Raw genomic sequence first — 25,807 nt, forward strand, 5'->3', positions numbered from 1 at the left:
AAATTCATCATTAATCGCAAATATTATACAAAATTCCCAAAAATTCAACTGTAAAATATAAAATATATAGTATAGAATATAGGAGACAGTACAAAATTTTATTTCAGTAAGAAATGAGAGAATTCAGATGGTAGAAGCATTAGCTTTTAGAATAGCAAAATCTATAAAAGATGTTGATCCAAAAAATACTGCAAGTATTGAAGTTATGAAATTTGCTTTAGTAGTTTTAATAGACGGGTTTTTAGTATTTTCAATTTCACTTATCATAAGTATTATTTTAAATCAAACAGTACTAACTATGTTAGGACTATTTTCATTTGTAATTTTACGATATATTACTGGAGGGTATCATTTTAAAAGTGCTCTAGCATGTTCAATTACTTCTATTATAATGGTTGTCTTAATTCCATTCATTTCTATAACTGGTTGGATGTATGAATTATTTGCAGGATTAAGTATATTACTGATTTTAATCTTTGCACCTGCTAATTTGGAAGGGCGGACGAGAATTCCTAAGAAATTTTATCCTTATTTAAAATTAACTGCGATTGTGTTAGTGGTGAGTAGTTACATAATTAAATCAGATCCTATTACACTAGCATTTCTTATACAGTCAATAACCTTGATTGGAAGGAGGGTTTAATATGAGAATGAAGAAGTTGGCAATATTAACATCAAAAATTTTAAGTATAGTATCTCTAGGATTCGTTAGTGTAGCATGTCATTGGACTATGAATCAACCAGAAGTACCAGAAGAGCTGTTACATAAGTAGAACTTTCAAATATTTTTAATTACTAGTTAATATATAAAAAGGCTCCAAATTTCGTAAAATAAGCTGGGGCTTTTTTATATTTAAAAATTCTTTTGTATTATACTTTTAATGGCAATTCTACTCTAAATTCAATTTCATTATTTAAAGAAGTTAAGATTTTTATTTGTCCTTTATAATAATCCACTCTATCTTTAACTATAGCTAATCCAATGCCTTCATGTAAGTCTTTTTCTTTAGTTGAATAACCTGAAGTAAACAAATCATTTTTTGTATTTTGAATCTTTATACTGCATGGGTTTTTAGTTATAATATATAATTTCCCGTTTTCTGTAGTAACTTTTAAATTAATCCATCTTTTTTCCAATGGAAAGTTATTAACTTCATCTATAGCATTATCTATTAGATTTCCTAAGATTTTAACTATATCTATCGATGTTATACCTAAAGATAGTCCATCTAACCCAGAAACTTCATATTTAAATTTCACTTTTTTATCAAGGGAAATAATCATTTTGCTTTGTATTAAGGCTGCTATTGCTGGATGCCCTATTTGTAAAATCTCGTTTACTTCGGAAATTTCTTCAGTAAGTTCTTTAGTATATTCTTCTAATTGGTTGTATTTTTTGTATTTAACAAAACCATGAATAACTTGAACATGATTTAGAAAATCATGTCTTTGACCTCTAATACTCGTAAACATCCGATTTACATCTTCGATATAGAATTGCTGAGTCATTCTAATAGCTTCATTTTTAGATTGTTTTATCGTATTGAAAGTTAATATCATAATAATGAGACTTATAAATATCATTAAAAACAACAAGATATAAATTATTTTAGATAAATTATGGAATGATCCAAAATAGCCTATTGACATAATTAATGCGGTCATCAAAAATTGAATAGACAAAATACACACTAATAATGTGATCTTTTTGTTTTTTTTAATAGTCTCTATAAGGTCTTTACCAGGAAACCATTTTTTTCTATTCATTAAATAATTTAATAATATCATTATGGTCGTAATAAATACTGTGATATACAACATATTCATTACACTATTTATAAATTGCTCTCTTGGAATAAATAAAAATATTACACTTCCAGAAATCCCTTCTAGAAACATAGCAGTGATATAAGCAAATGAAGGAATTATAATTTTATAGATTGTATTCAAAGAATAGAATACGAGAAAGAATAATATAAAATAAGAAATAATTCCATTTATTAAATGTAAGTACAAGGGTAGATCAAAAATAAATAAACCAATATAGATCGATTCAAGTGTTGCAAATAGTAATATTTTTTTCCACTTATCTTTAATAGATACTCCCCAAAAAGTGAAGGAAAAATATATAATAATAAAGTAAGTGGGGATTGAATAAACCAAGATAAGAGGCAAAGCATTCATAAATAGTTCTAAAAAAGTTTCAATCAAAACATTCACCTTTTCTAAAATTAGTAATTAATCTACTAAAAATATACCTTCATTGATAATATAATATCATAATATGAAATAATTTTGTTAAGATATGTATTTTAATGTCGAATAACCTCGAATATAACTTACCATGATTATGATCAAATAAAAACCTTTATGTTACATTTATTCATATGGGAATTTTTGTGATCCATGTAAAGTGTTCGGGTAAACCCGTTATGTTATACTTAATAACTAATGAAACTTCCGATAGAGAGCTTCATTTTCATTAGATCATAGGAGGGAATGGCTTGACTAAACAATATAAATTAATTGCTTTGGATATGGATGGAACGGTTTTAAATGAAAATAGAGAAATTTCGCCTGCGAATAAAGTTGCAATTGATAAAGCTTTAAATAAAGGAGTTATTGTTAGTTTTGCAACAGGTAGAGGGTATCAAGGTATAGCGCCTTATATTCATGAACTGAAATTAGATACACCGATTGTAGCTGTGAATGGAAGTGAAGTTTGGAAGAATCCAAAAGAATTAATGCAGCGTCACCTACTAGAATCTGAAGTCATTAAAGAAATGCATGAAATTGCAGTTCATTATGATACTTGGTTTTGGGGTTATGCTGTGGAAGGGTTATTTAATAAGGAACAATGGACGGATAATTTAGATGATTATCAGTGGTTAAAATTTGGTTATTATACTGAAGATGATAGTAAAATCAAACAAATTTTTGAAATCATTAATAAATGGCAAATTATGGAAATCACGAATTCACATCCTAATAATATTGAATTAAATCCAAAAGGGATTAGTAAAGCAAGTGGATTACAAGCTTTATGCAACTGGAAAGGATTTGATATGTCAGAGGTCATAGCTATGGGTGATAGTATGAATGATCTTGCTATGATTAAATCAGCGGGTCTTGGTGTTGCGATGGGGAATGCACAGGATATTATAAAAAAAGAAGCTGATATAGTAACGTTGACAAACGATGAAGATGGTGTGGCAAAAATAATAGAGGAATACATACTAGTAACATAAGATTCTCAAGCGCATTAGCGATATAAATGAAAACTACAGGTAATTCGCTTTTGTGAATGACAAATTATATTATCATGGTAGTTTTTCTTAAAATATGATCATTAATCAGGAAGGAAAGTTACATTGTCAACTAAAGATTCTTTAATTAAAGGCACACTAGTATTAGCAATCGCAGCTTTCATTGCACGATTTTTAGGGATATTTCAGCGTGTTCCACTGCAGAATATGCTTGGTGACAATGCGATGGCTACTTATGGGATTGCAAACTCCATTTATTTTCTCTTATTGATGATAGCAACAGCTGGGATTCCCGTTGCAATTAGTAAGTTAGTTTCTGAACGAATCGCGGTTGGAAAGTTTGCTGAAGCTCAACGTATTTATGCTGCAGCTATTAAGTTTGCAATTTTTGCAGGACTTTTTATGACAACATTACTCTGGTTTGCATCTGATTATTATGCAACAAATATTGCGAAGGATAAGGATGCTGTGTTAGCGATACGTGCTCTTGCTCCTGCCTTACTGTTTTTCCCTGTCATTGCTATCATGAGAGGTTATTTTCAAGGAAGGCAACAAATGATGGGGAATGGTATTTCACAAATTGTTGAACAAATTGTGAGAGTGATTGTTTCCGTTGGACTCGCATCATTATTACTTTTTATGGGTACTACAGAGCAAATGGCGATCGCTGGTGCAACTTTTGGTGGGGTCGTTGGTGGGGTTGCGGCACTATTAGTGATGTTGTTTTATTGGCGTAGGCTAAAAAAACAAGATATTAAGGATCAACAGCCTGATATATCAAATGAAAAGAATCAAGAAGAGATAAAAGCTGCTAAGTCATTAACTTACAGAAAAATATATAAGATGATCTTTAAAATTTCGGGACCTGTCATTTTGATTGCCATTGCTGTCCCAGCAATTAATTTTATTGACTCTTCAACTGTAATTTCATTACTTGAAGGGAAGTTAGGGTATAGTAGTGCTGAAGAAATGTTAGGTATTTTGCAAAATAGAGCCCAGGCACTCGCAGGCCTACCCATCATATTTTCTATTGCAATTAGTCAATCTATTCTTCCAATCATTTCATCAGCGTATGCAAAAAAGGATCAGTTAGTATTAAACCGACAAACATCGCTAGCTTTAAGAATGTCTATTCTTTTCAGCTTGCCAGTCATCTTAGTGTTATGTATTGCAGCAGAGCCTATTAATGTTTTGTTATTCAAAAATACTTTAGGAACGTCTGTTATTGTTTATCTAACAGCCAGCACAATATTTCAAGTATTAATGATGACATCAGGTACGATTTTAATGGGATTAGGACAATTCAAAAGACCGATGATTCATGTATCACTAGGAGTGATATTGAAAGTGGCAGGGAACTTTTTATTAGCACCGTGGCTTGGAATTGGTGGAATTATTTTATCTACTGCCATCAGTTTTTCAATTGTAATGATATTAAACTTATTGTATTTGAAGAAAACAGTTTCATACACGATATTGGGGAAAAAGTGGATAGGCACGATAGTTACGTCACTCCTTCTTATTGGTGTTGGATATTTAATTACAATGTTTAACCAATCTATGATTCAGCTTTCCATTGAGAGGATCACTTATGCGGTACATTCTATCATTTTAGGACCGATTATCGGGATTTTATATTTACTATTCATGATTAAATTTAGAGTGATTACAGAAAATGATATTCGTCATTTACCTATTAGAATTCAGAAAGTGATGCAGAAGGTATTACGTTTAATAAATCGCTGATCAATCCTCAAACAACATATTTTCTGCCATAACTGCAAGTTCAATTTTATTTAAAGCTTGGCAATAATTGTGTGTCATTTCTAAAGTGATAGGTGGTTTTATTTTTTTAAAATATTTCATGCTAGAGAGATTACTGAACCAGTCTTCGTGAGTAGTGGACTGAAAAGGAATGTTAGACCATATTTGAGTTAATTGAGGGCTGAAGAGTGGTTCAGCTCCTTTTTTTAATTTACTCCCTATGATTTTTTGTGTTTTATAATTGGAAGAGGTTGACTTCTTTTTTGAAAATAGTTCAGGACAATAGTCTACTCGTGAACCAGTGTGAGGAACTTGAGTAGAGAAATTTGTAATGGCCTGATAATAGTTAGGATAACAGAATAAAACCGTATATAGTTTTTTGCCTACTTCAATTCTTTCTTGAAGATTTGAAAAATTCTGAACTGTTAACCCCACAAGTTCCATTTTATGACTTTGATGAGAAGAAAACATGGGAAAGATGACCTGATTTAGTTGTAATAAAGATTGTACTTTAAAATAAAATTTGTCCAACACTTTTTCTTTAAATTTGGGATTTAAAACAACTCTTTTTTCGATGTGATTTTGTTCATTAATAATAAGAGCGATAGTTATCAAAGTGTATTGTTGTGGATCATTCCAGAAAAGCTCCCAGAAGGGGCGCACAAATTTAGATACATGAAAAGCATCTAACAAATGAAATAAGTTTTTTTTCAATCGTAAACTTTCCTCATATAATAATAACTGAGGATAGGCATCATGAAAAATAAGTGCATTTGCACTTTCTAGCATTAAAAATGTTGCTAATCGTTTTTCGTAGTTTAGTAAACGAGGTAGAAATTCCCCCATTAAATCGGTCATATTCCAACCGCCGTTTCTTGATACCATATGAGCTAAAAACGCCCAGTGAAGGTTAGGGTTTCTCTTGTACACTTCTAGGTACGCTTGAGTGCGTGTAATATTATTTAGGTTATTTTCCTTAGTTTTTTGTTGAATTTTTTTTATAATTTCTTGTTCAATTTTAGTAAAAGTAGTTTTCGTAGCTTTAGGGTGTTCCAATATACTCTTTAATTTTTTATGAATCATTCGCAAGTCTTTTTTGTTGTAATCTAAAGGGTTGTATTGTTTTTTTAGTTGTAAGAATCTAAAGAAACTTTTTTCTTTTTGTTTTGATTCATTAAAAAGTTCGTTAAACATTAGGAACACCTTCTTTCTAAATTTGATTGAATGTAAGAAGTTTCACATAATTAACTATGATTTTTTGTTAAAATGGGTGTGAGTCATTTAGCATTAAAGTTTGAATGGTTATACTAGTATTCCGTATAATAGTTCTTAAGATTCCTTTTTAAAGAGGACAAGAAGAAGAGGAGTGAAAGATGATGGAAAAATTAACGAGTAAAAAACAGTTTACAGAAATGATATCTGAAAACAAACCAACAATTGCAGTATTTAAAGCGGATTGGTGCGTAGATTGCCGTTTCATAGATCCATTTATGCCAGAAGTGATTGCAAAATATGAAGGTAAAGTCCGTTTTATTGAGATTGATTCAGAACAATTTCCTGATTTAGTTGATCAGTACAATGTGCTTGGTATTCCAAGTTTTATCGCTCTTCATGAGAATAAGGAGCTTATTCGATTTGTGAGTAAATTAAGAAAAACGCAAGAAGAAATCGAGGCCTTTGTTGATCGAGCCATAGAAGTGGCTTCTGCTTTAGAAAAGTCATAATTTAAACTAAACACATAACATCTAGAAAAATAAGCCCTAAACATATAATCTCGTCGTTCTAAAAAGAATTATTTCTATTTTGGAGCGGCGATTTTCTTATATAAAAAAGTGGTTATACTTCTTCGGATTTTCTTCACTTTTTAAGGAATCGTGATATGGTATTCTTAACTATTAACAGATATAATTATAACTGTTGTTATTTGTACATAGAGAAGGGTGAAAACATTGGTTAAAGGATTAAAATGGATAGCTACGATCACATGTGTGGGAATGTTCCTCGTTTTACTTGCTGGGACGTTAGTTACAAATACGGGATCAGAACTAGGCTGCGGCCATGATTGGCCTTTATGTAACGGTAAATTCGTACCTACCTATACTATTTCATCGATCATAGAGTACAGTCACCGGTTTGTAACTGGTATAGAGGGAATACTAGTGGTGATTACGCTTGTTATGGTCATCAAATTATTAAATCATCGCAAAGATGCCTTATTGTATGCATGGGGAACATTGTTGTTTACTGTAGTACAAGCCATCATGGGCGCTATGGCAGTCATGTGGCCACAATCGTCTCCTGTTCTAGCACTTCATTTTGGAATATCTATAATGGCATTTGCAAGCAGTTTGTTGCTCGTGATGATCGTTTGGAAAATAAATCCACAAGAGCAGAGTCAATATACAAAATGGGGTGAACCGACAACAACTATAGATAAACCGGTTGGTAGAAGTTATCGTATCTTTGTATGGTTTACAGTCATTTATACTTATATCGTGGTTTACACTGGAGCGTTAGTGAAACATACGGACTCAGGATCTGCTTTTGTTGAGCTATATCAAAATACATTTCAAACCTTGATAGGGAAAGTGGCGGTAGCACTTACACATGTTTCTTCTGCGAGTTTCTTGTTTATTATTATGTTAATTGTCGCTCATTTTGCCTATAGATCATATCATCATATTCGTCCGATTCGTAATGCTGGAATCGCTGCACTTGTTTTAATTGTAGCCCAAGTCATAAGTGGTGTTATATTAGTTGCAGCAATCAGTAATGAAAATTGGTACCTATTTGCCATTTTGTTACACACATCAATTATATCAGTCATGTTTGGAGTATTATGTTATTTAAGTATGTTAGTATGGCAGTGGAGGGAGAAAGTTAAATGATTCAAGATTTAAGAGCATTTATTGATATTTTAAAAAAAGAAAACGATATCGTAGAAATATCTGCGTCAGTTGACCCATATCTTGAGATAGCGGAGATCCATCGACGTGTGATTGATGAAGGCGGTCCTGCATTGTTATTTACCAACGTAAAAGGAAGCCCTTTCCCAGTTGTTACAAATTTATTTGGGACAAGTAGGCGCGTGGATTTAGCTTTTGGTCCAAAACCAGAGTTATTAATGAAACAAATTATTGGAGCGATGGACACACTTCTTCCACCGACTCCAAAAGCACTATGGAAAGAGAAAAATTTAATATTAGATATGTTGAAAATCGGCACTAAAACAGTATTAAAAAATGAAGCTCCTGTTATGCAGGTATTAAAACAACAAAAACCGTTAAGTGAGCTTCCAGTGATTACAAGTTGGCAGGAAGATGGAGGACCATTTTTCACTTTGCCTTTAGTATATACAGAACATCCTGAAACGAAGGACCACAATCTTGGTATGTATCGCATGCAAGTATATGATGATCAAACAACAGGAATGCATTGGCAAATTCATAAGGGTGGAGGATTTCATTATCATGAAGCAGAGAAAAAGAATGAACCTTTTCCTGTTACCGTTTTTTTAGGAGGACCACCTGCACTAATAGCCTCTGCCATTGCTCCTGTACCAGAGCATTTACCAGAACTATTATTAACTTCTTTAATTTTGGGGAAAAAATTAAAGACTGCTGACAATCCACTTGGAGATCATCGTCTGATTGCAGATGCTGAGTTTGCCATTCATGGTAAGGTACCACCGAATTATACAAGACCAGAAGGCCCTTTCGGAGACCATTACGGATATTATTCTTTAATTCATGATTTTCCTGAATTTCGAATTGATCATATGTGGCATCGTAAGGATGCTATTTATCCAGCTACCATTGTAGGCAAACCAAAACAAGAAGATTATTATATGGGTGAGTTTTTACAACGATTATTATCTCCTGCTTTTCCAATGGCGATGCCTGGAGTGAAACAGTTATGGACTTATGCTGAAACAGGTTTTCATCCGTTGGCAGCAGCAGTAGTAAGGGAAAGTTATTCACGTGAAGTGTTAGCAAGTGCTTTTAGAATTTTTGGAGAAGGTCAGCTTACGCTAACAAAATTTTTAATTTTAACAGATCAAAACGTAAACTTAGAAAATTTCCCACAATTATTTGAATCTGTATTAGAAAGATTTGAACCAAAAACGGATTTGTTTATTTTTAATAAAACTTCACACGATACATTAGATTACACTGGGAAAAAGTTGAATCATGGGAGTAAAGCAGTGCTAATTGGAGTAGGCGATCCAAAGAGAGAATTACCTGGTGATTACACAGGTGGAGAATTAGCAGGAATATCTAAAATCTCTACTTACTGTAAAGGATGTCTAGTTATTTCAGGTAAAAAGTATGAAGAAGAACCTGAGTTAGCAGCACATATCCTAAAAACAAATAAACAAAAGTTGGAATCATGGCCAATGGTTATTCTAGTTGATGATGCAAATATTACAAAGGATCAAACCTCCTTTTTATGGACAGTGTTTACTCGATTTAACCCTGCAACAGATATGTATGCAGATGGTGAAATCCGACAGCATCATCTAAACTATGAACTGCCAATCGTCATAGATGCAAGAATGAAACCAGGGTATCCTGATGAGTTGTTTCCACGTGAAGATATTGTAGAGCTTGTTTCAAAACGTTGGGGAGAGTATTTTGAGTAATAAAACAAATTTGTTACCACATATAGGATTTGCATTTGTATATTTATTATGGGGAATTAACATAACCTCTATGAAAATAGGGGGTCAAGAATGGGAGCCGCTTATATTTAACGGGATCAGATTCTTTAGTATTGTCCCCCTTGTATGGGTAATTGCTTATCTTTCACTTAGAAAAAAAAACATAAACTTATCCATTAAAATAAATGATTTATTGTTATTATTTGGACTTGGTGTGTTAAATGCTGTTGGAATGGAGGCGATGCTTTCTTATGCATTACAGTACTCCACTTCAGCAAATGGAGCTGTTTTAGGTAGAGGATTTATGCCGGTTGTTACGGCAATCTTTGCTTTGATGTTAAAAGAAATTAGGCTGTCTAAGCGGTTAATCATAGGACTCCCTACAGCTTTTTTAGGTGTTATTTTGATGATGTTAGGAAACAATTTACACTTTGGAATGGATACGCTTAAAGGTGATGTATTACTGTTATCAAGAGCTTTTATGGGAGCTGCTTATTTAATCGGTATGAATCATCTTTTGAAAAAATATCCAATTACATTTATCGTTTCTATTGAAATGACTGTAGGGGCAATAAGTTTACTTCCTTTTGTGGTTTGGAACGTAGATATTTCCTATTTGCAATCAGTTACAACCATAGGATGGATTAGTTTGTTGTACACATCTATTGTTGCAACGGTAATCGCTTTTTATTTACATCATTACAGTTTAGGTAAGCTGGGTGCTTTTAAATCCTCAGTATATGGTTTTTTACTTCCAATTACAGCTGCCTTCGCAGGATTTATTATTTTACAAGAACGTTTAAGTTTTATACAAATCTTAGGTGCAATTGCCGTGTTATCTTCGATGTACCTTATTCAAAAAGAACGGTTTAGTCAGAAGATAGAATAGAAGCGGATAAAATGGTGAAGAACTGATATGAAGGAAGTGATGTGATGTTTGACCATTCGTTTAAATTACCGAATAGAAAGAAAGAAGGGGATTTCTTTCATATCAATCAAGCGATTGAAAAATTTAGCGATTTAATTATCCAAATTGATCGAAAAGAAGACTTACCAGATAGATATATTCGAATTAAGCTGTTAGCTGAAGCGTTTATTATTTCTTTAAATGAATTGGAGCAGAGTGTGTTTTCCAGTGAAAAATATAGTAAAAAGATTCACACTACATATGAAGAAGATATGGACGCAGAGGAATTAAAGGATTATTATTTGCATGTTTATTATTATAAAAATTCGTTCATTCGAATTTTTTCTATATTAGATAAACTGGGGTATTTTTTGAATGATCTATTTGAATTGAAAACAGAACAAGTTAAACCAAGGTTTTCATATTACACTGCTTTAAGGCAGATGTATAGTTTGAAAAAACATCCTACTTTACAAAAGTTACTATATCATATTAAATTAGAATATAAAGAACCGATGAAAACGCTTAGAAAAAGAAGAAACTTAGAAATTCATTACATTAATGTTGAAATGTTAGATGATTTGGCCAAAACGGATGACGTATCAAAAGAAAAAGTAACAGTAGAAAACTTAGCAAACAATGTTTATATTTTGCAGCAAGGTTATAAAATGGTCTGTTTATCTTTAATTGAAGTATTTGATTATGCAAATCAATTGTTACAAAAAAAATTGTAACATACATAAGAAGATGGTAAGTGATTCAATTGTCACTAGAGGGGGACGAGAGAATTCCAATGTTAAAAGATAAAGTTGCTCTAGTCACTGGAAGTGCAAAGGGGTTAGGCAAAAAAACAGCTTTGGCTTTTGCTGAACTAGGTTGTAATGTCATCATTAATTATGTAAATAGTAAAAATGAAGCGGAACATTTAGTTGAAACGATTGAAAAAATAGGTGTAAAATCTGCTGCGATACAGGCTGATGTGACTCAATTTAATCAATTACAATCCATGATAAACCAAATTGAAGAGCAATTTGGTGGAGTTGATATATTAGTAAATAACGCAGGTCCATTTATTCGTGAAAGAAAGTTGTTTTCTGACTACTCTTTTGAAGAAATGAATTATTTAGTTCAAGGGAATTTTTTAAGTGTTATGCAGTTGGATCATTTAGTGCTTCCTCATATGCGCAGGAAAAAATGGGGGAGGATTATACACTTTGGCTTTGGACACGCAGCAGAATCAAGAGGTTGGCCTCATAGAGCCGTATATGCTGCTGCAAAAGTAGGATTAGTATCTTTCACAAAAACATTGTCAGTAGAAGAAGCAGAATATGGAATTACAGTGAATATGGTTTGTCCAGGTGATATTCGTGGTCAAAATAAAGAGATAGAAATTAAAGATGTTGTGACTATTTATGATGAGGAATCACCAAGAGGAAGACCAGGGACTGGAGAAGATGTTTCACGAGTCATTACGTTTTTATGTCAACCACAATCTGATTTTGTAACTGGGAACATCATAGATATTTCAGGTGGACTTGATCCAATTCGAACTTTTCCAATGATGAAATGAGAATTAATTACAAATAAAGAGTCGTCCAGTTATTGGACGACTCTTATATCTTTGCCTTCAAAGCTTGACTTCACTTTTGTGGGTGAATTTGTTATGGGGCCCCCGAAAAGTAACAGGTGTAGTCTCCAAAGCTTGACCTCACTTTTTGGGGTGCTTTAGAATACTTGCTCTACTTCAGTGATTCCTTCAACTTCTTCAGTAAGAGCTCTTTCAATCCCTGCTTTAAGCGTTATTGTAGAACTTGGACAACTGCCGCAAGCACCCACTAATTTAAGTTTAACAATACCATCTTCTACATCTACAAGTTCACAATCTCCTCCATCACGCTGAAGAAATGGGCGGAGTTTATCTAATACTTCAAGTACCTCATCGTACTGCTTTTGTTTATCTTCTACATTCATTTGATTCATCTCCTTCCTTCTATTATTATATTACAATAAGTAAGTATTGCAAATGGTTTGCTTTTGAAAAAATAAAAGTTAATCTCAAACAAAATTACATCAAAGCAGGTGAAAATATATGAGACCTATTATAGAATTTTGCACTAATAATATGCATTTAGGAACTGATAAAATCATGAAAGAACTAGAAAAAAATCCCGAATACGATGTAATCGAATACGGATGTCTAGGTTACTGCGGGGTCTGTTCCATGGAACCGTATGCTCTCGTAAACGGAGATTTAATTACTGCGCAATCACCAGATCAATTAAAAGAAAAGATTGAAAAAGAAATTGAAGAATACTTAAAAACGTTTGATCTGGATGTTTAATGTAATATTTAAGGGTTAAAAAAGATTTATCCAAAGTGATTTTTTGACATCCATAGTACACCACTTTTTAATACTCTTGGTACTCTTCCGATCATCACTGTTTTTTTACCCATAACTCCGAATCCTTCTTTTTTACCTAAAGATCCTAAAACTCCTTTAAGCTTAATTTTACCAAGCTTTGGAGTTTCTTCTCTCCATATGGCTTGAATGACTTCTGCTACTTGTTTTCCTTGAGCCTCTGCGGCTTGAGCACTAGGTGAAAAAGGCAAGCTAGCACAATCACCTACAACATAAACATTAGGTTTTGAAGGCACTTGATGATATTCGTTTAATATGACTCTACCTTGGCTATCTTTCTCAAAATCAAGGTTTTGAACTAATTCAACAGGTTGAATACCTGCAGTCCATACCGTGATATCTGTATTTATTTTTTCACTTTGGTTATGTATTATATTTGGTTCTACTTCAGTTACACAGATGTTTCCGCGCATTTCAATATCATGTTCTTCGAACCAAGCACGTACATAGGATTGAAGTTTTTTTGGAAATGATGAAAGGATGCTGTCACCTCGATCTAATATTCGAACATTTAGATCTGGTCTACTTTCTCTAAGTTCAGCAGCAATTTCAACACCACTTAAACCTCCACCAACAATTGTTACCTGTCCATTTGGTTTAATATCATTTACTTCTTGATAAGTTCTACGAGTTGCGGATAAAGATTGAATGCTATTAGTATAAATATCTGCGCCTGGAATCCCATGATAACGATCTGTACAACCAAGAGCAATAACTAATTGATCATAAGATATAGGATCATCATTTTGTAAGTGGACAAGTTGACTTTCGATATTTACGTCTATAATTTCCCCATATTTGACCGTTAGTCTTGAATCAATTGGGTATTGAACTCTGATAGCCATATCAGAGATTGTACCTGATGCTAATGCATAATATTCCGTTTTTAAACCTTGATAAGGCATACGATCTACTAAGGTGATATGTGCGTCATCTGGAAATTGATCATTTAATAATTCAATAACAGTTGATAATCCCCCGTATCCACCGCCTAATATTACAATATTTTTCATAAAGTTATTCCTTTCATTGAACCTTTATATATAATCTCTAATAAATGAAATAAAGGAAATTTAAGGCCTTATTTAAATAAGGCCCTTTTTCCCCTATTTGTTTATTTCATAAGTGTTCTTAGCTTTTCCTTATTCGTAAACTTTAATCTCGTTATAAAAAGTATCTCTTTCCACAGGAATTCGGTTAGCACCTTTTACTAACCAAATCAATTCATCACGAGTTAAACCTTCCTGAGATAGAGCACCTGCAGCATGACTAATTCGCTCTTTAATCAAAGTACCATGAACATCTGAAGCACCAAAAGTTAATGACATTTGAGTTAATTGAGTTCCAATATTAATAAAGTATGCTTTTATATGAGGGAAATTATCTAACATTAAACGGCTAATGGCCATTGTTTTGATATCCTCAAATGCAGAGGTACGTCTTTTGATTCCAGCATTTACATTTTTAGGTTGGACTGCTAAAGGGATGAAGACCATAAATCCTTGAGTTTCGTCTTGGAGTTCCCTTAAATAAACCATATGTTGCAGACGTTCTTCTAAAGTTTCAATAGAACCATACAACATTGTAGCATGTGTTTTCATACCTACTTGATGGGCCGCACGATGGACATCTAACCACTGCTCTGTTGTTGCTTTGTTAACGCTCATTTTTTTGCGATATCTTTCAGAAAGAATTTCAGCACCACCACCAGTGAGTGTTTCAACACCAGCTTCTTTTAATGCTAGTAACACTTCTTTCATACTTAATCCACTGATTCGAGAGAAAAATTCAACCTCTGCGGCTGTGTAAGCTTTCATAGTTACATTAGGGAAATGTTTCTTTAGTCCTTGGATAGAATCTAAATAATATTGAAAAGGAACAGTATGATTATGCCCTCCAGTGATATGGAATTCTCTTACCCCTGGATGATAGTGTTTTTCTGCAAATTCAATGACTTGTTCAGGGCTGTAGGTAAAGGCACCTTCTTCACCCGGATTTCGTTTATAGCCGCAGAATGCACATGTAGCTTCACAAACATTTGTAAAATACAATGTCATATTTTCGATAAAATAAACTTTTTTTCCATTTTTCCTTAAATTAACTTGGTTAGCTAATTGACCTATTGTTAAAAGATCATCAGATTGATATAAAAAGAGTCCATCTTCTAGGCTAATTCGTTCTCCGTGTTGAACTTTCTCTATAATGGATTGCATTTTAGTATCTGAACGACTTGTAAGGATACTCATGATATTCTCCCTCCTATTATTTAGTAAAATATATAAATAAGTACACGTTTATTAAGGTACATATATAGCTTTGAATGCTCTTGAAATGAGCTTCCATTCACAGAAATCTAAATGACACCCTATCCATTATAAACCTAGTGTCCACTACGAGCAATACGAAAAATTTATCCTTTTCTTGTTACTAATTATGTTTCTTAGTATAATATACTTAACAGATCGATTAAATCTGTAACACACAGTTATAAATTATATAAGCTCCCACAAATTTTAAAGGAGGGGAAGATATGATTAATATCACAAATACAGCATTAGAAAAAATAAATGAAATGTTAGCTGCTGAGGATTCATCCGATTTATTTTTACGAATAGGTGTTAAGTCAGGAGGATGCAGCGGTTTCTCATATGGCATGGGTTTTGATAATGAGCAGGCTGAGAATGACAAAGTACTAGACATTCAAGGACTTAAGGTTGTAGTTGATGAGGATAGCCAACAATATTTAAATGGTTTAAATGTAGACTATAAAGAGTCAGCTATGGGCGGAGGATTTACAATTGATAATCCGAATGCATCAGCAACTTGTGGTTGTGGAAGTTCATTTAGAACAGACTCAGATGCAGGACAGCCAAGTGAATGTTAATGATTAAATATTAAAACATGTATTTTACAATTTAATAATGATTTGCATAAAAACCTTCTTGATAGTAAGGAATTACAAAATACTATCGGGAAGGTTTTTGTATTAAAAAAAAGGAGATGAGCTTGATGATCGCATTTTTAGTTATTGTTACATTATTCTTAGGTTTTTGTTTATTATTAGCATACTTTTTAATGGTAGGGGTAAAGAATGATACAACGGAATATGACAATAAATATCTATGGAATGATGATAAAAATATAAATCATTAGAAATTGTGATCATTTTGTTACATATACATATATTACTTTACTCATTTATTAGAGGGGGAGTTATATATGTGGCCGTTTTTGATTATTATCATTCTTTTTTTAAGTTTTTGTTGTTATCTAGCGTATCTTCTTATGTTAGCAGTGAAAAAAGATACAGCATTGTATGATCAAACCTATTTATGGCAGGATTTTAATATAAGTTTGGAAGAAATGAATTTGAGTAATACAAAACTGAAATAAGATTTTTAAAAGAAGCTGATGAAATCCTTCATCAGCTTCTTTTACGAAATGCGCGTCTTTCAGCATATTCTGTACAATTCCTGCATACCACTACAGGTTCCTCAGTGTCATTGTAATATTTCCTAGCATCGATTGCTTGTTTTCCACAGATCGCACATTTTTTTGGAGCAAATAAATTTTTTAACCATTGTAACATTTCTTCACTCTCCCGATTCATCAGAACACTTGTTCTAAAACTTATTTTTTGTTACACTATGAATAAATCTATTTTAACAGGTGATTAAAATGAAGTTACTTAGTGATGAAAAATTATTGAAAACGTATGCTTTGTCCTTAAAATTAAAATTAGATCAAGATTTTATTCAATTATTGTTAGAAGAATGTAATAGAAGAGGTTTAAAGGTTAAGGATGAAGAGTATAAAACTGAAATCAAAGAAAGTAGTGTTTTATACTCTATTCAATGTGCTTAAGTGCTATATCCAGTCTCATTAATAATTTTATGAAATTCAGATTGACATGATTCACAATAAACAAGATGCACGCATTGATGATTGATCAAATCAGGATAACCGTTTGTAGTTTTTAATTCATCTATAGCTAGATAAGCAGAATAAGGTCCCATAAAGTCACCGATTCGTCCGCAATCTTTTGCTTCTTGATTACATTTGGGGCAAATGACTTTAAGTTTTGAGAAACCATTACAAACTGAACAAAAAAAAGACATAGGATATCCCTCCGTTTTAAATAGTTCTTCAGGAGTAGGATACCCTATATTTTAAAATTTCATATTACTGCTATGTCCTGGAGATAATTTTGCATCAGGATCAACATATACCTTTGCATTGTTAATGGCAGTTGGAGCTTCACCAAATCCAACAGCAATAAGTTTTAGTTTTCCTGGGTATGTTGAAATATCCCCTGCTGCAAAAATACCTGGTATATTTGTTTCCATTCTTGAGTCAACAACGATGGACCCTTTTACAATATTTAGACCCCATTCAGCAATCGGACCTAATGATGAGATAAAACCATAGTTTACGATAACTGTATCTACGTCTAAGTCAAATTCCTCATCTGTTTTACAATCCTTAATCGTAACTTTTTCAATTCTATCTGTACCATGAAGCTTACTAATCTCTTTTGGTGTAAACACATTAACTGAAGAATTCATTAAATTATCCACACTGTGCTCATGTGCTCTAAATTTATTTCTTCGATGGATGATCGTTACTTCCTTTGCGATGGGCTCTAACATCAATGCCCAATCCACTGCAGAGTCACCACCTCCACAAATTACAACTTTTTCATCTTTATATACACTTAGATCTGGAACAAAATAATGTAAGTTCTTCTTTTCAAATTGATCTGCATTTGGTAAATCTAGTCTCCTAGGTTCAAAAGCACCTATTCCACCTGTAATGATGATAGCTTTTGTTAAATGTATAGATTTATTGGTAGTGATTTCAAATAAACGCTCTTCTTTTTTTTCAACTTGTAATACTTTTTCTTCTAAACAAACTTCTGTGGGGAAGTGTTTCATTTGTTCCTTTAAATTATCGATTAACTCCTGAGCTCTTACCTTAGGAAATCCAGCAACATCATATATGTATTTTTCAGGATATAATGCAGCTAATTGACCACCTAATTGTGGCATGCTTTCTATAATTTTTACAGAAGCATGTCTCATACCACCATAAAAAGCAGCGAACATTCCTGCAGGTCCTCCACCAATAACGGTAATATCAACGATTTCATTATTATGTTGTAAATTTGACACGAAAATTGCACCTCCGAGTATTTGAACCTTCCGTAATTCATTATAAACTTACCTATCTTAAAAGAAAACCTTTTAAATTACCCAGAATATAATTCATCGATACAAAATTTATATGGATTTAATCACTTATTGTTATCAATGATGTTAGTTTGTGAATTTTGTTACGAATTTAGACAAATTTCTCTTGCTATTTTTGAATTAACGTTATATTATTGCATTTGGATAAGTAAATGATGCAGTAATTTACAACATAATATTTATTGGGGTGGATAAAATAAAGTTACATTTTCATGGATTTGATTGTACTTTTTTTCACAACTCATTTACAAAACGGAAACTACAGAAATGGATGGGAGTATATTTATGAGTCAAATACCAAGAATAGTCATTATTGGTGCAGGTTACGGAGGGGTTGTAACATCTATTCGTTTACAGAAAGAATTAAACTATAACGAAGCAGATGTTACTTTAATAAATAAGCATGATTATCACTATATTACTACTCATTTGCATATGCCTGCAGCGGGTACGGATGATCCTAAGAATGCAAGAGTGGATATTTCTAAATTAATTGATGAATTTAAAGTGGATTTTATTAAATCTACAGTGGTTGATATTAACACTGATGAAAAGAAAGTGATCTTGGAAGATGGTTCAGTTTCTTATGATTATTTAGTTATTGGACTAGGAGGAGAACCAGAAACGTTCGGAATTCCAGGACTTAAAGAGTATGCGCTTAGTATTCGCAGTATAAATAGTGTGAACTATATCCGTGAGCACATAGAATATATGTTTGCAAAATTTAAAAATGATGAAAGTCGTACAGATTATTTAACTTTTGTAGTAGGTGGATCTGGATTTACAGGAATCGAATTTGTTGGGGAATTAGCTGATCGACTTCCGAAATTGTGTAATGATTTTAATGTTGATCCTAGTTTGGTCAGAATCGTGAATGTAGAAGCGGCTCCAACAGCTTTGCCTGGTTTTGATCCAGAATTAGTTAAATATGCAATGGATTTGCTTACTGAAAAAGGTGTTGAGTTTATGATTTCAACTCCAATAAAAGAATGTACTCCTGATGGTGTTATTTTAGCTAGCGGAGAAGAAATTAAATCTCAAACTGTGGTTTGGACTGGCGGAATACGTGGTAACAGCTTAGTAGAAAATGCAGGGTTTGAAGGAGTAAGAGGTCGTATAAAGGTTGATGAATATTTAAGAGCACCAGGTTTTGACGACGTATTTATCATTGGTGACTGTTCTGTAATGTTCAAAGAAGATGGAAAACCATTTCCACCAACTGCTCAAATTGCAATGCAGCAAGGCGTAGCTTGTGCTTATAATTTAGCAGCCAGCATTAGAGGAGAGAAATTAAAAACATTTACACCAGAAATCAAAGGAACAGTTGCATCATTAGGTAAAGGTGAAGCCATTGGGGTAGTGGGAGAGAAGAAAATAAAGGGTTATACAGCTGCTATTATGAAAAAAATGATAGATATTCGTTATTTATACATCATTGGCGGAATACCACTTGTTTTGAAGAAAACACGTTTATAAATGGACTTATTTCATAAAGATACTAAACTTAGATATCTTTTTATAATTTTTGGGCTTTGATTGAGGAGGTTGTACGATAATGAAACATTGTAGTGTACAGGTTCGAGGTTTATTAACAAGAGAAGAGTTGGATCGATATAATACTTTAATGGATGTTGGACATTATTTAGAAGACCAGAGTCGGCATGATCTAGCTTATACGGTTCAAAAAGAAATTGATTATCTCGTACAACCTGCGATTGAACGTTTAAAGGAAAAAAGCCGACAAAGAGATCGGGATACTGAAGAATATTTGAGACAAAAATCGGAAATGGAGTAATTAAGGAAAACCATCAGTGAAATTATATTCACTGATGGTTTTTCAATAATTACATACAAACTTGGTCTTATAATAATTTTTTTAATTCAGTTTTTTTAAAGTTTCAATCGCTTCTGACGGTTCCATACGTTTGTAATATTCTGCACTAGCAAATCCTGCAACAATTTTTTTATTTGAATTGATAATATAAGTAGCTGGTATTGGCAATGTCCAACTAACATCATTATTTCTTTTTACTAAGTCGTATTGAAATACATTTTTATACACTTCTTTTAAATAATCAGGGAGCTGAAACGTTAATTTGTAATCCACAGAAATTTTACTTCCAATATCGCTTAATACTTGAAAAGATAAATCATGTTTTTCTTTTAAGGTTAATGAATAATTTGGTTCTTCAGGACTAATTGCAAAAAGTTGAGCACCTAGTTCAGTAATTTCATTTATTTTTTGTTGATATGCTCTTACTTCCAAGTTACAGTATGGGCACCACTCACCACGGTAAAAGCTTAATATAACAGGCCCTTTATTTAGTTCCTCATAAAGATGAACCTCTTCTCCTACTGCATTTTTCAAAGTAAAATCTGGCGCAATGTCACCTACTTTTAATCCTTTAGGATGATCTGACTCATCTAATTCTTTTATAGATTGGAAAACCTGTTCTAATACTTCTTGCGGGACTCTCTTTAAATTTTCATCTTGGAATTGTTTGATGGCTTGAGCTAATGTCATCTATAAACACACCCTTTTATAAAATAAAGTACTTTTAAAAGTTAACAAGAAAATAGTACCATATTGACTTTAAAATGAATGTGAAATACATTACAAAAAAATATCTTTAATAAAGAAAAAAACGAGCAGTCCTCTGCCCGTTTCTACCATTTTTTTATTTTATTAAAATATATTATATGTTTGATGAAATTACCGTTCTAACTTTATGGTATCAATATTTACAGATGATTTTTTCTTTCAATATCTTTTAAATTATGCCTTTTTAAAACTTTTTAATTTATTTTTTTTAAAGCTTCAATTGCTTCTGATGGTTCCATACGTTTTGTATAATCTGCCTTAGCAAATCCTGCAATGATTTTTTTATTTGAATTGATAATATAAGTAGCTGGTATTGGGAATGCCCAACTTACATCATGATTTCTTTTTCCTAAGTCATTTTGAAACACATTTTTATACACTTCTTTTATATAATCAGGAAACTGAAACGTTAATTTGTAGGTCTCAGAAACTTTATTTCCAATATCGCTTAATACTTGAAAAGATAAATCATGTTTTTCTTTTAAGGTTAATGAATAGTCTGGTTCTTCAGGACTAATTGCAATGACTTGAGCTCCTAATTCAGTAATTTCATTTATTTTTTGTTGATATGCTCTTACTTCCAAGTTACAGTATGGGCACCACTCACCACGATAAAAGCTTAATATAACAGGCCCTTTATTTAGTTCATCATAAAGGTGAACATTTTCTCCTACTGCATTTTTAAAGTGAAATCTGGTGCAGTATCTCCAACTTTTAACCCTTTAGGATGATCTGAGTCATCTAATTCTTTTATGGATCGAAAAACCTGTTCTAATACCTCTTGCGGGACTCTCTTCAGATTTTCATCTTGAAATTGTTTGATGTCTTGAGCTAATGTCATATATAAACACTCCTTTTAAAAAATGAATTACTTATTGAAACTTACAGATAAAATGATAATTTAATTTTGAGTAATCATTATGAAAAAGAAGGAAACAAAAAAACGAGCAGAAAACTGCTCGTTTTTTACTATCTATTTTTTAAAATAATTAAATTTCTAACATTTTTGACATCTTATTCTGATCTAATAAATTACCTACAAAAAATTCTCCAAATTCACCGAATCGAGCACTTACTTCATCAAAACGCATTTCATATACAAGCTTTTTAAACTGCAAGGCATCATCAGCGAACAAGGTAACTCCCCATTCCCAATCATCAAATCCTACGGAACCTGTAATAATTTGTTTTACTTTTCCAGCATATTGTCGTCCAATCATTCCATGACTTCTCATCATTCCACGACGTTCTTCCATGCTTAACATGTACCAATTATCATTACCTTCACGGCGTTTATTCATTGGATAAAAACATAAATGATTCGCTTTTGGTAGTGTAGGTTTTAACCTGGCTATAATTTCAGGGTTTTGCATTGGATCTCCGTCACCTTGAGCCATGTAATTACTTAATTCAACTACAGAAACATAAGAGTACGTTGGAATAGTAAATTGAGCAAGTGTTGTTTTATTAAATGCATTTTCTAATTCATTAATTTCTTCAAGTGTTTCACGAAGGTGCATCATAACAAAATCCGCTTTTTGACCAACGATACTATATATTGCAGTACTACCTTGTTTTTTTTCTTCTATATCAGACCACTCTTGTATAAATGAAAGAAACTCATCCTCAGCTTGTTTTCTCTCTGCTGGAGATAGGCTTTTCCAAGCGTTCCAATCCATTGCTCTAAAATCATGTAATGCATACCAACCTTCTAAGGTTAAAGCTGCTTCACTCATTTAAATTTCACTCCTCTAATTTTTATAAACGTATGTAATAGTTGATGTAGTTTCCTCATCATTTTAAACTAAACATTAATTCGTAGCAAACAATACGGTTCATTCCATGCAAAATTCATAATTTGTTTACAATTTCAAGATAGCTTATGAAATAGTACCTTACTTATTGACTTTGCATAAAAAAATCAAGTAAAATACTAGATGTTCTTATTTCGTGAAAATGAGGGGTTAACTAAATGAACACCGAAGTTGATATTATTCAATTACCAATACTGTTTGCTTTAACGTTTGTTTTATTTTTTGGCATCGGTTTTATTTTAAACATGTTATTAAAAACAACCTGGTTTCCCGTTTATGTGTATATATTGGTTGTTATTCCTTACATGGTATATTGGTTATGGGAAGCTGGAGAATCACTACTTACTAATATAACTCAGTATCAAATTACCGATTACATCACATTCATTGGTGGTCTAATAGGTGCTATCCTAAGTGGATTAACCATTAAAAAATTAAGAAGTCAAGGATATAAAATGTTCTAAACTAAAATCTCAGCAGCTCCTGACTCAGGGCTGTTTTTTACAGTTTAAAGGCTCGCCAACCGGCGAGTTTTTTCATTTTAAAAATAGAAAAATTCCCAATAAATTAGTTAGTAAAAATTCCAACTAAGGAAATAATAAAAAGCAGAAACCAATGATGGGGGAATGTAAATGCCTTTTAAACAAGTAAATGAAGTTAAACTTTATTATCAAGTGAAGGGTTCAGGTATACCTATCATATTCATTCACCCTCCTTTGCTTACTTGTTCGAACTTTATTTATCAAACACAACAATTATCCGATGAATTTGAAGTTATTACGTTTGATATTAGAGGTCATGGTTTAAGTCAATCATCAAAGGAACCTCTTACCTTTTCTCTGATTGCTGATGATATAATACAACTTTTGGATTTTTTGAAAATAAAACGATGTTATATCTGTGGATATTCAACAGGAGGTACTATAGCATTGGAAGCCATGTTAACTTATCCAGACCGTTTTTTTGGAGGAATATTAATTAGTGCTATGTCTGAGGTAAGTGATTTTAAATTAAAGAGAAGAATTATGATGGCTATTGGTTTAACTTCGATAAGAGCTAAAAGTTTCCTTGCTTATGTGATTACTCGTGGGAATGCAGATATGAAACCTACATTTAAACAGTTATATAAAGAAGCAAAAAGAGGAAATGTTAAAAATATAAAACAGTATTATAAAGCTACACTTTCTTATAATTGTTCCTCTAAATTGAAATATATACAATCTCCCCAATTATTAATTTATGGTGATCAAGATAAAGGATTTCATAAATATGCCAATATCTTACACAAAGAATTGCCTAACAATGAAATTCATTTTCTAGAGGGAAAAACACATCAAATCCCAACTAAATCAGCACTGCATATGAATCATTTAATTACAAACTGGATTGAAAACCATCAAAAAGATTTGTGTAAACAAAATGAAGATATAGCTCATTTAGATTTCTGCAATATGATAAAAGAATCAGAGAATGGATTGGATAATTTCCACTGAAATTTGGGTATATATTAACTTCACTTTTGTGGGTCATATTATGTTAGAATAAAGGGTACTATAAATTCTGTTTATTTGATGTTTTACAGAGCTTATAAATCTATTAATTGGTGAGTTTTATTATATGAAAATATTGAATATATTACACTTTACAGAAAATCATCGATTTTACATTTATCGTGATTTTTCGATGAGTTCTATGAACACTTATATGTTAAATAATATATATCAACCGATGGTTGGATTAAGTGCGATAAGTTTGTATCACTTTTTATATCAGCAAGTTTCTTCTGATCAATTAGGTTATTCCGAATTAGAGCAGCAAAGAAAGCTCTTTTTATTTCTTGGAATCGAACCTAGTGAACGAGGAAGAAAATTTTTAATTGAACAGTTTTCTAAACTAGAAGCTATAGGTTTACTTCAAACTTACCGTAAATATATTTTGGATAGCGATGATTACATATATGAATATAAATTGCTTTCTGCTTTATCTCCGAAGGAATTTTTTAAAAATCAACATTTAACTCTTTTATTAAGAGATAAAATTGGTAAACACACTGTTATCTCCTTAAGAGAATCATTTAAAGAAAAGCTTCCAACAGAAATTTCAACGAAAGAAATATATTCAGAAAATGTGTCTGTTCCCTTTTATGATTTGTTTCAGTTAAATACACAAGTAGTAGATAATGAATTAGAACAGGCTGAACTTGAGGTAAGTGCATCATTACAAATAGTAAATCAAACTCTTGAATCTGAATCTTCAAATGAATATACTTATGCAGATTTAATCACTAGAATACCACGTAACTCCATGAATCGTTCATGTATTGAAAATTTAAAATATGAACCTGAACAAATTAATGCGATCAATTATGTGATTAAAAAATATCATTTAACCTTACAAGAAGTCAGTAGCTTATTAGATGAAGATGGTATCTTTTCTGAAAATGGTGACTTGGTTATTGATCAATTACAAAAAAAAGCAAACTCTAATTACAGACAGGATAAAACACGTGAGGACAATCGCGAACGATTTTTGAAAAAAGATTCAAAAGACGAACGTGTATCTTATGAAGAAAAAATTGTAGATCCTGATTATTTTTTAGATATACCAGAAGTATTTATTGGTCAGTGTGATAAACAACAATACAACATGATGTTATGTAACGTACCTTATACTCATGTTTTAAAACGAGTTTTCCCTGGTTCAATTCCAGATCGTATTTTAGACATTTTTGATAAAATAGATATGAACTATAAACTTAAAGAAGAAGTTACTAATGTCTTAATTCATTACTTAGTCTCACATGATTTGGACTGGAACAAAAACTTTATAGATTCTATTGCTTCTGATCTTTTAGGAAAACAAGTAAATAGTTTTGAGCAAGCTGTTAAATATATTCGAAATAAAAATGAGATAAAAGAAAAGTTAAAAGAGAATAAAGCAAACAAAAAATCTAATAGTAGAACTTATTCTTCAAGAATGAATCAAAATCAGAAACCAAAAATACCGATTATTACAACGAATCAAGTCGAAAAAAGGAGCTTTACCCAAAAAGAACTTGATGAAATTCAAAAGTTAACCCAACAATTAGATGGGAATTGATATAGATTTTAGTATCAAATTCTAAAA

Annotated in this window: 31 protein-coding genes and 1 pseudogene; 20 read left to right on the forward strand and 12 right to left on the reverse strand. The window is 32.0% G+C overall.

Translation table 11 applies throughout. The features are described from left to right. Nucleotides 1-127 precede the first annotated feature (127 nt). Complete coding sequence (locus EPK97_RS18700; RefSeq protein WP_162038149.1) at nucleotides 128-643, forward strand: accessory gene regulator B family protein; 516 nt, start codon at nucleotides 128-130, stop codon at nucleotides 641-643. Nucleotide 644: 1 nt separating this feature from the next. Then, nucleotides 645-773: a cyclic lactone autoinducer peptide gene (locus EPK97_RS18705; RefSeq protein ID WP_162038150.1), complete on the forward strand. Its 129-nt coding sequence runs from the start codon at nucleotides 645-647 to the stop codon at nucleotides 771-773. Nucleotides 774-870: 97 nt separating this feature from the next. Here the strand turns inward: EPK97_RS18705 and EPK97_RS18710 are convergent, their stop codons facing one another. Beyond that, complete coding sequence (locus EPK97_RS18710; RefSeq protein WP_162038151.1) at nucleotides 871-2,211, reverse strand: sensor histidine kinase; 1,341 nt, start codon at nucleotides 2,209-2,211, stop codon at nucleotides 871-873. A gap of 293 nt (nucleotides 2,212-2,504) precedes the next feature. Between EPK97_RS18710 and EPK97_RS18715 the strand changes: the two genes are divergently transcribed. Together EPK97_RS18715 and EPK97_RS18720 are read left to right on the forward strand one after the other, a co-directional pair. Further along, complete coding sequence (locus EPK97_RS18715; RefSeq protein WP_162038152.1) at nucleotides 2,505-3,248, forward strand: Cof-type HAD-IIB family hydrolase; 744 nt, start codon at nucleotides 2,505-2,507, stop codon at nucleotides 3,246-3,248. A 123-nt stretch (nucleotides 3,249-3,371) separates the two neighbouring features. Further along, nucleotides 3,372-5,012, forward strand: a complete 1,641-nt coding sequence (locus EPK97_RS18720; protein ID WP_162038153.1) for a putative polysaccharide biosynthesis protein — start codon at nucleotides 3,372-3,374, stop codon at nucleotides 5,010-5,012. On the opposite strand, the gene EPK97_RS18725 is transcribed toward EPK97_RS18720, so the two are convergent. Next, complete coding sequence (locus tag EPK97_RS18725; protein ID WP_162038154.1) at nucleotides 5,013-6,224, reverse strand: DUF2515 family protein; 1,212 nt, start codon at nucleotides 6,222-6,224, stop codon at nucleotides 5,013-5,015. A gap of 182 nt (nucleotides 6,225-6,406) precedes the next feature. Between EPK97_RS18725 and EPK97_RS18730 the strand changes: the two genes are divergently transcribed. From EPK97_RS18730 to EPK97_RS18755, 6 genes are all read left to right on the forward strand, one after another. Continuing rightward, on the forward strand, nucleotides 6,407-6,754 hold the full coding sequence (locus EPK97_RS18730) for a thioredoxin family protein (protein WP_162038155.1): 348 nt from the start codon (nucleotides 6,407-6,409) through the stop codon (nucleotides 6,752-6,754). Between the two features lie 225 nt (nucleotides 6,755-6,979). Continuing rightward, nucleotides 6,980-7,918: a COX15/CtaA family protein gene (locus EPK97_RS18735; protein ID WP_240903887.1), complete on the forward strand. Its 939-nt coding sequence runs from the start codon at nucleotides 6,980-6,982 to the stop codon at nucleotides 7,916-7,918. Next, on the forward strand, nucleotides 7,915-9,672 hold the full coding sequence (locus tag EPK97_RS18740; RefSeq protein ID WP_162038156.1) for a UbiD family decarboxylase: 1,758 nt from the start codon (nucleotides 7,915-7,917) through the stop codon (nucleotides 9,670-9,672). The genes EPK97_RS18735 and EPK97_RS18740 overlap by 4 nt, the downstream gene beginning before the upstream one ends. Beyond that, nucleotides 9,665-10,579, forward strand: coding sequence for a DMT family transporter (locus EPK97_RS18745; protein ID WP_240903888.1), 915 nt, complete (start codon nucleotides 9,665-9,667; stop codon nucleotides 10,577-10,579). The genes EPK97_RS18740 and EPK97_RS18745 overlap by 8 nt, the downstream gene beginning before the upstream one ends. A gap of 44 nt (nucleotides 10,580-10,623) precedes the next feature. After that, nucleotides 10,624-11,331, forward strand: coding sequence for a Cthe_2314 family HEPN domain-containing protein (locus EPK97_RS18750; RefSeq protein WP_162038157.1), 708 nt, complete (start codon nucleotides 10,624-10,626; stop codon nucleotides 11,329-11,331). Nucleotides 11,332-11,390: 59 nt separating this feature from the next. After that, on the forward strand, nucleotides 11,391-12,167 hold the full coding sequence (locus EPK97_RS18755) for an SDR family oxidoreductase (protein WP_162038158.1): 777 nt from the start codon (nucleotides 11,391-11,393) through the stop codon (nucleotides 12,165-12,167). Nucleotides 12,168-12,322: 155 nt separating this feature from the next. On the opposite strand, the gene EPK97_RS18760 is transcribed toward EPK97_RS18755, so the two are convergent. Next, a complete protein-coding gene (locus EPK97_RS18760; protein WP_160645670.1) occupies nucleotides 12,323-12,568 on the reverse strand; it encodes a NifU family protein in 246 nt (81 codons plus the stop codon). Between the two features lie 118 nt (nucleotides 12,569-12,686). Here EPK97_RS18760 and EPK97_RS18765 point away from each other — a divergent pair, with 118 nt between their 5' ends. Continuing rightward, nucleotides 12,687-12,938: a YuzB family protein gene (locus EPK97_RS18765; protein WP_162038159.1), complete on the forward strand. Its 252-nt coding sequence runs from the start codon at nucleotides 12,687-12,689 to the stop codon at nucleotides 12,936-12,938. A gap of 26 nt (nucleotides 12,939-12,964) precedes the next feature. Here the strand turns inward: EPK97_RS18765 and EPK97_RS18770 are convergent, their stop codons facing one another. Both EPK97_RS18770 and mqnE read right to left on the reverse strand, forming a co-directional pair. Next, entirely contained in the window at nucleotides 12,965-14,029 is a 1,065-nt protein-coding gene (locus EPK97_RS18770; RefSeq protein ID WP_162038160.1) for an NAD(P)/FAD-dependent oxidoreductase, read from the reverse strand. Between the two features lie 129 nt (nucleotides 14,030-14,158). After that, nucleotides 14,159-15,265, reverse strand: a complete 1,107-nt coding sequence (gene mqnE / locus EPK97_RS18775) for an aminofutalosine synthase MqnE (RefSeq protein WP_162038199.1) — start codon at nucleotides 15,263-15,265, stop codon at nucleotides 14,159-14,161. 281 nt (nucleotides 15,266-15,546) lie between these two features. Here mqnE and erpA point away from each other — a divergent pair, with 281 nt between their 5' ends. The 3 genes from erpA to EPK97_RS18790 all read left to right on the forward strand — a co-directional run bounded on the left by erpA (nucleotide 15,547) and on the right by EPK97_RS18790 (nucleotide 16,409). Continuing rightward, on the forward strand, nucleotides 15,547-15,900 hold the full coding sequence (gene erpA / locus EPK97_RS18780) for an iron-sulfur cluster insertion protein ErpA (protein ID WP_162038161.1): 354 nt from the start codon (nucleotides 15,547-15,549) through the stop codon (nucleotides 15,898-15,900). A 125-nt stretch (nucleotides 15,901-16,025) separates the two neighbouring features. Continuing rightward, entirely contained in the window at nucleotides 16,026-16,169 is a 144-nt protein-coding gene (locus tag EPK97_RS18785) for a hypothetical protein (RefSeq protein WP_162038162.1), read from the forward strand. Between the two features lie 66 nt (nucleotides 16,170-16,235). Continuing rightward, nucleotides 16,236-16,409, forward strand: a complete 174-nt coding sequence (locus EPK97_RS18790; protein ID WP_162038163.1) for a hypothetical protein — start codon at nucleotides 16,236-16,238, stop codon at nucleotides 16,407-16,409. Nucleotides 16,410-16,440: 31 nt separating this feature from the next. Here the strand turns inward: EPK97_RS18790 and EPK97_RS21435 are convergent, their stop codons facing one another. Beyond that, a complete protein-coding gene (locus EPK97_RS21435) occupies nucleotides 16,441-16,605 on the reverse strand; it encodes a hypothetical protein (RefSeq protein ID WP_170295576.1) in 165 nt (54 codons plus the stop codon). Nucleotides 16,606-16,694: 89 nt separating this feature from the next. On the opposite strand from EPK97_RS21435, the gene EPK97_RS18795 reads away from it, so the two are divergent. Continuing rightward, nucleotides 16,695-16,880: a sporulation histidine kinase inhibitor Sda gene (locus EPK97_RS18795; protein ID WP_162038164.1), complete on the forward strand. Its 186-nt coding sequence runs from the start codon at nucleotides 16,695-16,697 to the stop codon at nucleotides 16,878-16,880. Here the strand turns inward: EPK97_RS18795 and EPK97_RS18800 are convergent. Both EPK97_RS18800 and EPK97_RS18805 read right to left on the reverse strand, forming a co-directional pair. Beyond that, nucleotides 16,877-17,134: a hypothetical protein gene (locus EPK97_RS18800; protein ID WP_162038165.1), complete on the reverse strand. Its 258-nt coding sequence runs from the start codon at nucleotides 17,132-17,134 to the stop codon at nucleotides 16,877-16,879. The two genes, EPK97_RS18795 and EPK97_RS18800, sit on opposite strands and share 4 nt — an antisense overlap. 51 nt (nucleotides 17,135-17,185) lie before the next feature. Continuing rightward, complete coding sequence (locus EPK97_RS18805) at nucleotides 17,186-18,187, reverse strand: NAD(P)/FAD-dependent oxidoreductase (RefSeq protein ID WP_420826813.1); 1,002 nt, start codon at nucleotides 18,185-18,187, stop codon at nucleotides 17,186-17,188. A gap of 363 nt (nucleotides 18,188-18,550) precedes the next feature. Here EPK97_RS18805 and EPK97_RS18810 point away from each other — a divergent pair, with 363 nt between their 5' ends. After that, nucleotides 18,551-19,741, forward strand: a complete 1,191-nt coding sequence (locus EPK97_RS18810; RefSeq protein ID WP_162038166.1) for an NAD(P)/FAD-dependent oxidoreductase — start codon at nucleotides 18,551-18,553, stop codon at nucleotides 19,739-19,741. Nucleotides 19,742-19,820: 79 nt separating this feature from the next. Next, nucleotides 19,821-20,060: a hypothetical protein gene (locus EPK97_RS18815; RefSeq protein ID WP_162038167.1), complete on the forward strand. Its 240-nt coding sequence runs from the start codon at nucleotides 19,821-19,823 to the stop codon at nucleotides 20,058-20,060. An 81-nt stretch (nucleotides 20,061-20,141) separates the two neighbouring features. Here the strand turns inward: EPK97_RS18815 and EPK97_RS18820 are convergent, their stop codons facing one another. From EPK97_RS18820 to hemQ, 4 genes and pseudogenes are all read right to left on the reverse strand, one after another. Beyond that, the gene (locus EPK97_RS18820) at nucleotides 20,142-20,789 is read right to left on the reverse strand and encodes a peroxiredoxin-like family protein (protein ID WP_162038168.1); all 648 of its coding nucleotides are present in this window, start codon (nucleotides 20,787-20,789) and stop codon (nucleotides 20,142-20,144) included. Between the two features lie 272 nt (nucleotides 20,790-21,061). Beyond that, nucleotides 21,062-21,502 (reverse strand): annotated as a pseudogene (locus tag EPK97_RS18825) (peroxiredoxin-like family protein); the annotation flags it as partial. Between the two features lie 35 nt (nucleotides 21,503-21,537). Further along, complete coding sequence (locus tag EPK97_RS18830) at nucleotides 21,538-21,708, reverse strand: hypothetical protein (RefSeq protein WP_162038169.1); 171 nt, start codon at nucleotides 21,706-21,708, stop codon at nucleotides 21,538-21,540. 148 nt (nucleotides 21,709-21,856) lie between these two features. Next, a complete protein-coding gene (hemQ, locus tag EPK97_RS18835; protein ID WP_162038170.1) occupies nucleotides 21,857-22,603 on the reverse strand; it encodes a hydrogen peroxide-dependent heme synthase in 747 nt (248 codons plus the stop codon). A gap of 236 nt (nucleotides 22,604-22,839) precedes the next feature. Between hemQ and EPK97_RS18840 the strand changes: the two genes are divergently transcribed. The 3 genes from EPK97_RS18840 (at nucleotide 22,840) to EPK97_RS18850 (ending at nucleotide 25,780) form a co-directional block, all read left to right on the forward strand. Further along, the gene (locus EPK97_RS18840; protein ID WP_162038171.1) at nucleotides 22,840-23,145 is read left to right on the forward strand and encodes a YuiB family protein; all 306 of its coding nucleotides are present in this window, start codon (nucleotides 22,840-22,842) and stop codon (nucleotides 23,143-23,145) included. A gap of 168 nt (nucleotides 23,146-23,313) precedes the next feature. Beyond that, nucleotides 23,314-24,174, forward strand: coding sequence for an alpha/beta fold hydrolase (locus tag EPK97_RS18845; protein WP_162038172.1), 861 nt, complete (start codon nucleotides 23,314-23,316; stop codon nucleotides 24,172-24,174). Nucleotides 24,175-24,298: 124 nt separating this feature from the next. Continuing rightward, entirely contained in the window at nucleotides 24,299-25,780 is a 1,482-nt protein-coding gene (locus EPK97_RS18850) for a replication initiation and membrane attachment family protein (protein ID WP_162038173.1), read from the forward strand. Nucleotides 25,781-25,807 lie beyond the last annotated feature (27 nt).

Source organism: Chengkuizengella sediminis (genome assembly GCF_010078385.1).
Classification (GTDB): domain Bacteria; phylum Bacillota; class Bacilli; order Paenibacillales; family KCTC-33759; genus Chengkuizengella; species Chengkuizengella sediminis.

Bases quoted from the DNA above. Each gene is read 5' to 3' on its own strand.
- EPK97_RS21435 (WP_170295576.1), bottom strand. From the start codon at position 16,605: ATGTTACAATGGTTAAAAAATTTATTTGCTCCAAAAAAATGTGCGATC.
- EPK97_RS18830 (WP_162038169.1), bottom strand. From the start codon at position 21,708: ATGACATTAGCTCAAGACATCAAACAATTTCAAGATGAAAATCTGAAG.
- EPK97_RS18760 (WP_160645670.1), bottom strand. From the start codon at position 12,568: ATGAATGTAGAAGATAAACAAAAGCAGTACGATGAGGTACTTGAAGTA.
- EPK97_RS18750 (WP_162038157.1), top strand. From the start codon at position 10,624: ATGTTTGACCATTCGTTTAAATTACCGAATAGAAAGAAAGAAGGGGAT.
- EPK97_RS18730 (WP_162038155.1), top strand. From the start codon at position 6,407: ATGGAAAAATTAACGAGTAAAAAACAGTTTACAGAAATGATATCTGAA.
- hemQ (WP_162038170.1), bottom strand. From the start codon at position 22,603: ATGAGTGAAGCAGCTTTAACCTTAGAAGGTTGGTATGCATTACATGAT.
- erpA (WP_162038161.1), top strand. From the start codon at position 15,547: ATGATTAATATCACAAATACAGCATTAGAAAAAATAAATGAAATGTTA.
- EPK97_RS18785 (WP_162038162.1), top strand. From the start codon at position 16,026: ATGATCGCATTTTTAGTTATTGTTACATTATTCTTAGGTTTTTGTTTA.
- EPK97_RS18795 (WP_162038164.1), top strand. From the start codon at position 16,695: ATGAAGTTACTTAGTGATGAAAAATTATTGAAAACGTATGCTTTGTCC.
- EPK97_RS18810 (WP_162038166.1), top strand. From the start codon at position 18,551: ATGAGTCAAATACCAAGAATAGTCATTATTGGTGCAGGTTACGGAGGG.
- EPK97_RS18850 (WP_162038173.1), top strand. From the start codon at position 24,299: ATGAAAATATTGAATATATTACACTTTACAGAAAATCATCGATTTTAC.
- EPK97_RS18815 (WP_162038167.1), top strand. From the start codon at position 19,821: ATGAAACATTGTAGTGTACAGGTTCGAGGTTTATTAACAAGAGAAGAG.
- EPK97_RS18755 (WP_162038158.1), top strand. From the start codon at position 11,391: ATGTTAAAAGATAAAGTTGCTCTAGTCACTGGAAGTGCAAAGGGGTTA.
- EPK97_RS18705 (WP_162038150.1), top strand. From the start codon at position 645: ATGAGAATGAAGAAGTTGGCAATATTAACATCAAAAATTTTAAGTATA.
- EPK97_RS18845 (WP_162038172.1), top strand. From the start codon at position 23,314: ATGCCTTTTAAACAAGTAAATGAAGTTAAACTTTATTATCAAGTGAAG.
- EPK97_RS18725 (WP_162038154.1), bottom strand. From the start codon at position 6,224: ATGTTTAACGAACTTTTTAATGAATCAAAACAAAAAGAAAAAAGTTTC.
- EPK97_RS18765 (WP_162038159.1), top strand. From the start codon at position 12,687: ATGAGACCTATTATAGAATTTTGCACTAATAATATGCATTTAGGAACT.
- EPK97_RS18840 (WP_162038171.1), top strand. From the start codon at position 22,840: ATGAACACCGAAGTTGATATTATTCAATTACCAATACTGTTTGCTTTA.
- EPK97_RS18700 (WP_162038149.1), top strand. From the start codon at position 128: ATGGTAGAAGCATTAGCTTTTAGAATAGCAAAATCTATAAAAGATGTT.
- EPK97_RS18740 (WP_162038156.1), top strand. From the start codon at position 7,915: ATGATTCAAGATTTAAGAGCATTTATTGATATTTTAAAAAAAGAAAAC.
- EPK97_RS18770 (WP_162038160.1), bottom strand. From the start codon at position 14,029: ATGAAAAATATTGTAATATTAGGCGGTGGATACGGGGGATTATCAACT.
- EPK97_RS18800 (WP_162038165.1), bottom strand. From the start codon at position 17,134: ATGTCTTTTTTTTGTTCAGTTTGTAATGGTTTCTCAAAACTTAAAGTC.
- EPK97_RS18820 (WP_162038168.1), bottom strand. From the start codon at position 20,789: ATGACATTAGCTCAAGCCATCAAACAATTCCAAGATGAAAATTTAAAG.
- EPK97_RS18790 (WP_162038163.1), top strand. From the start codon at position 16,236: ATGTGGCCGTTTTTGATTATTATCATTCTTTTTTTAAGTTTTTGTTGT.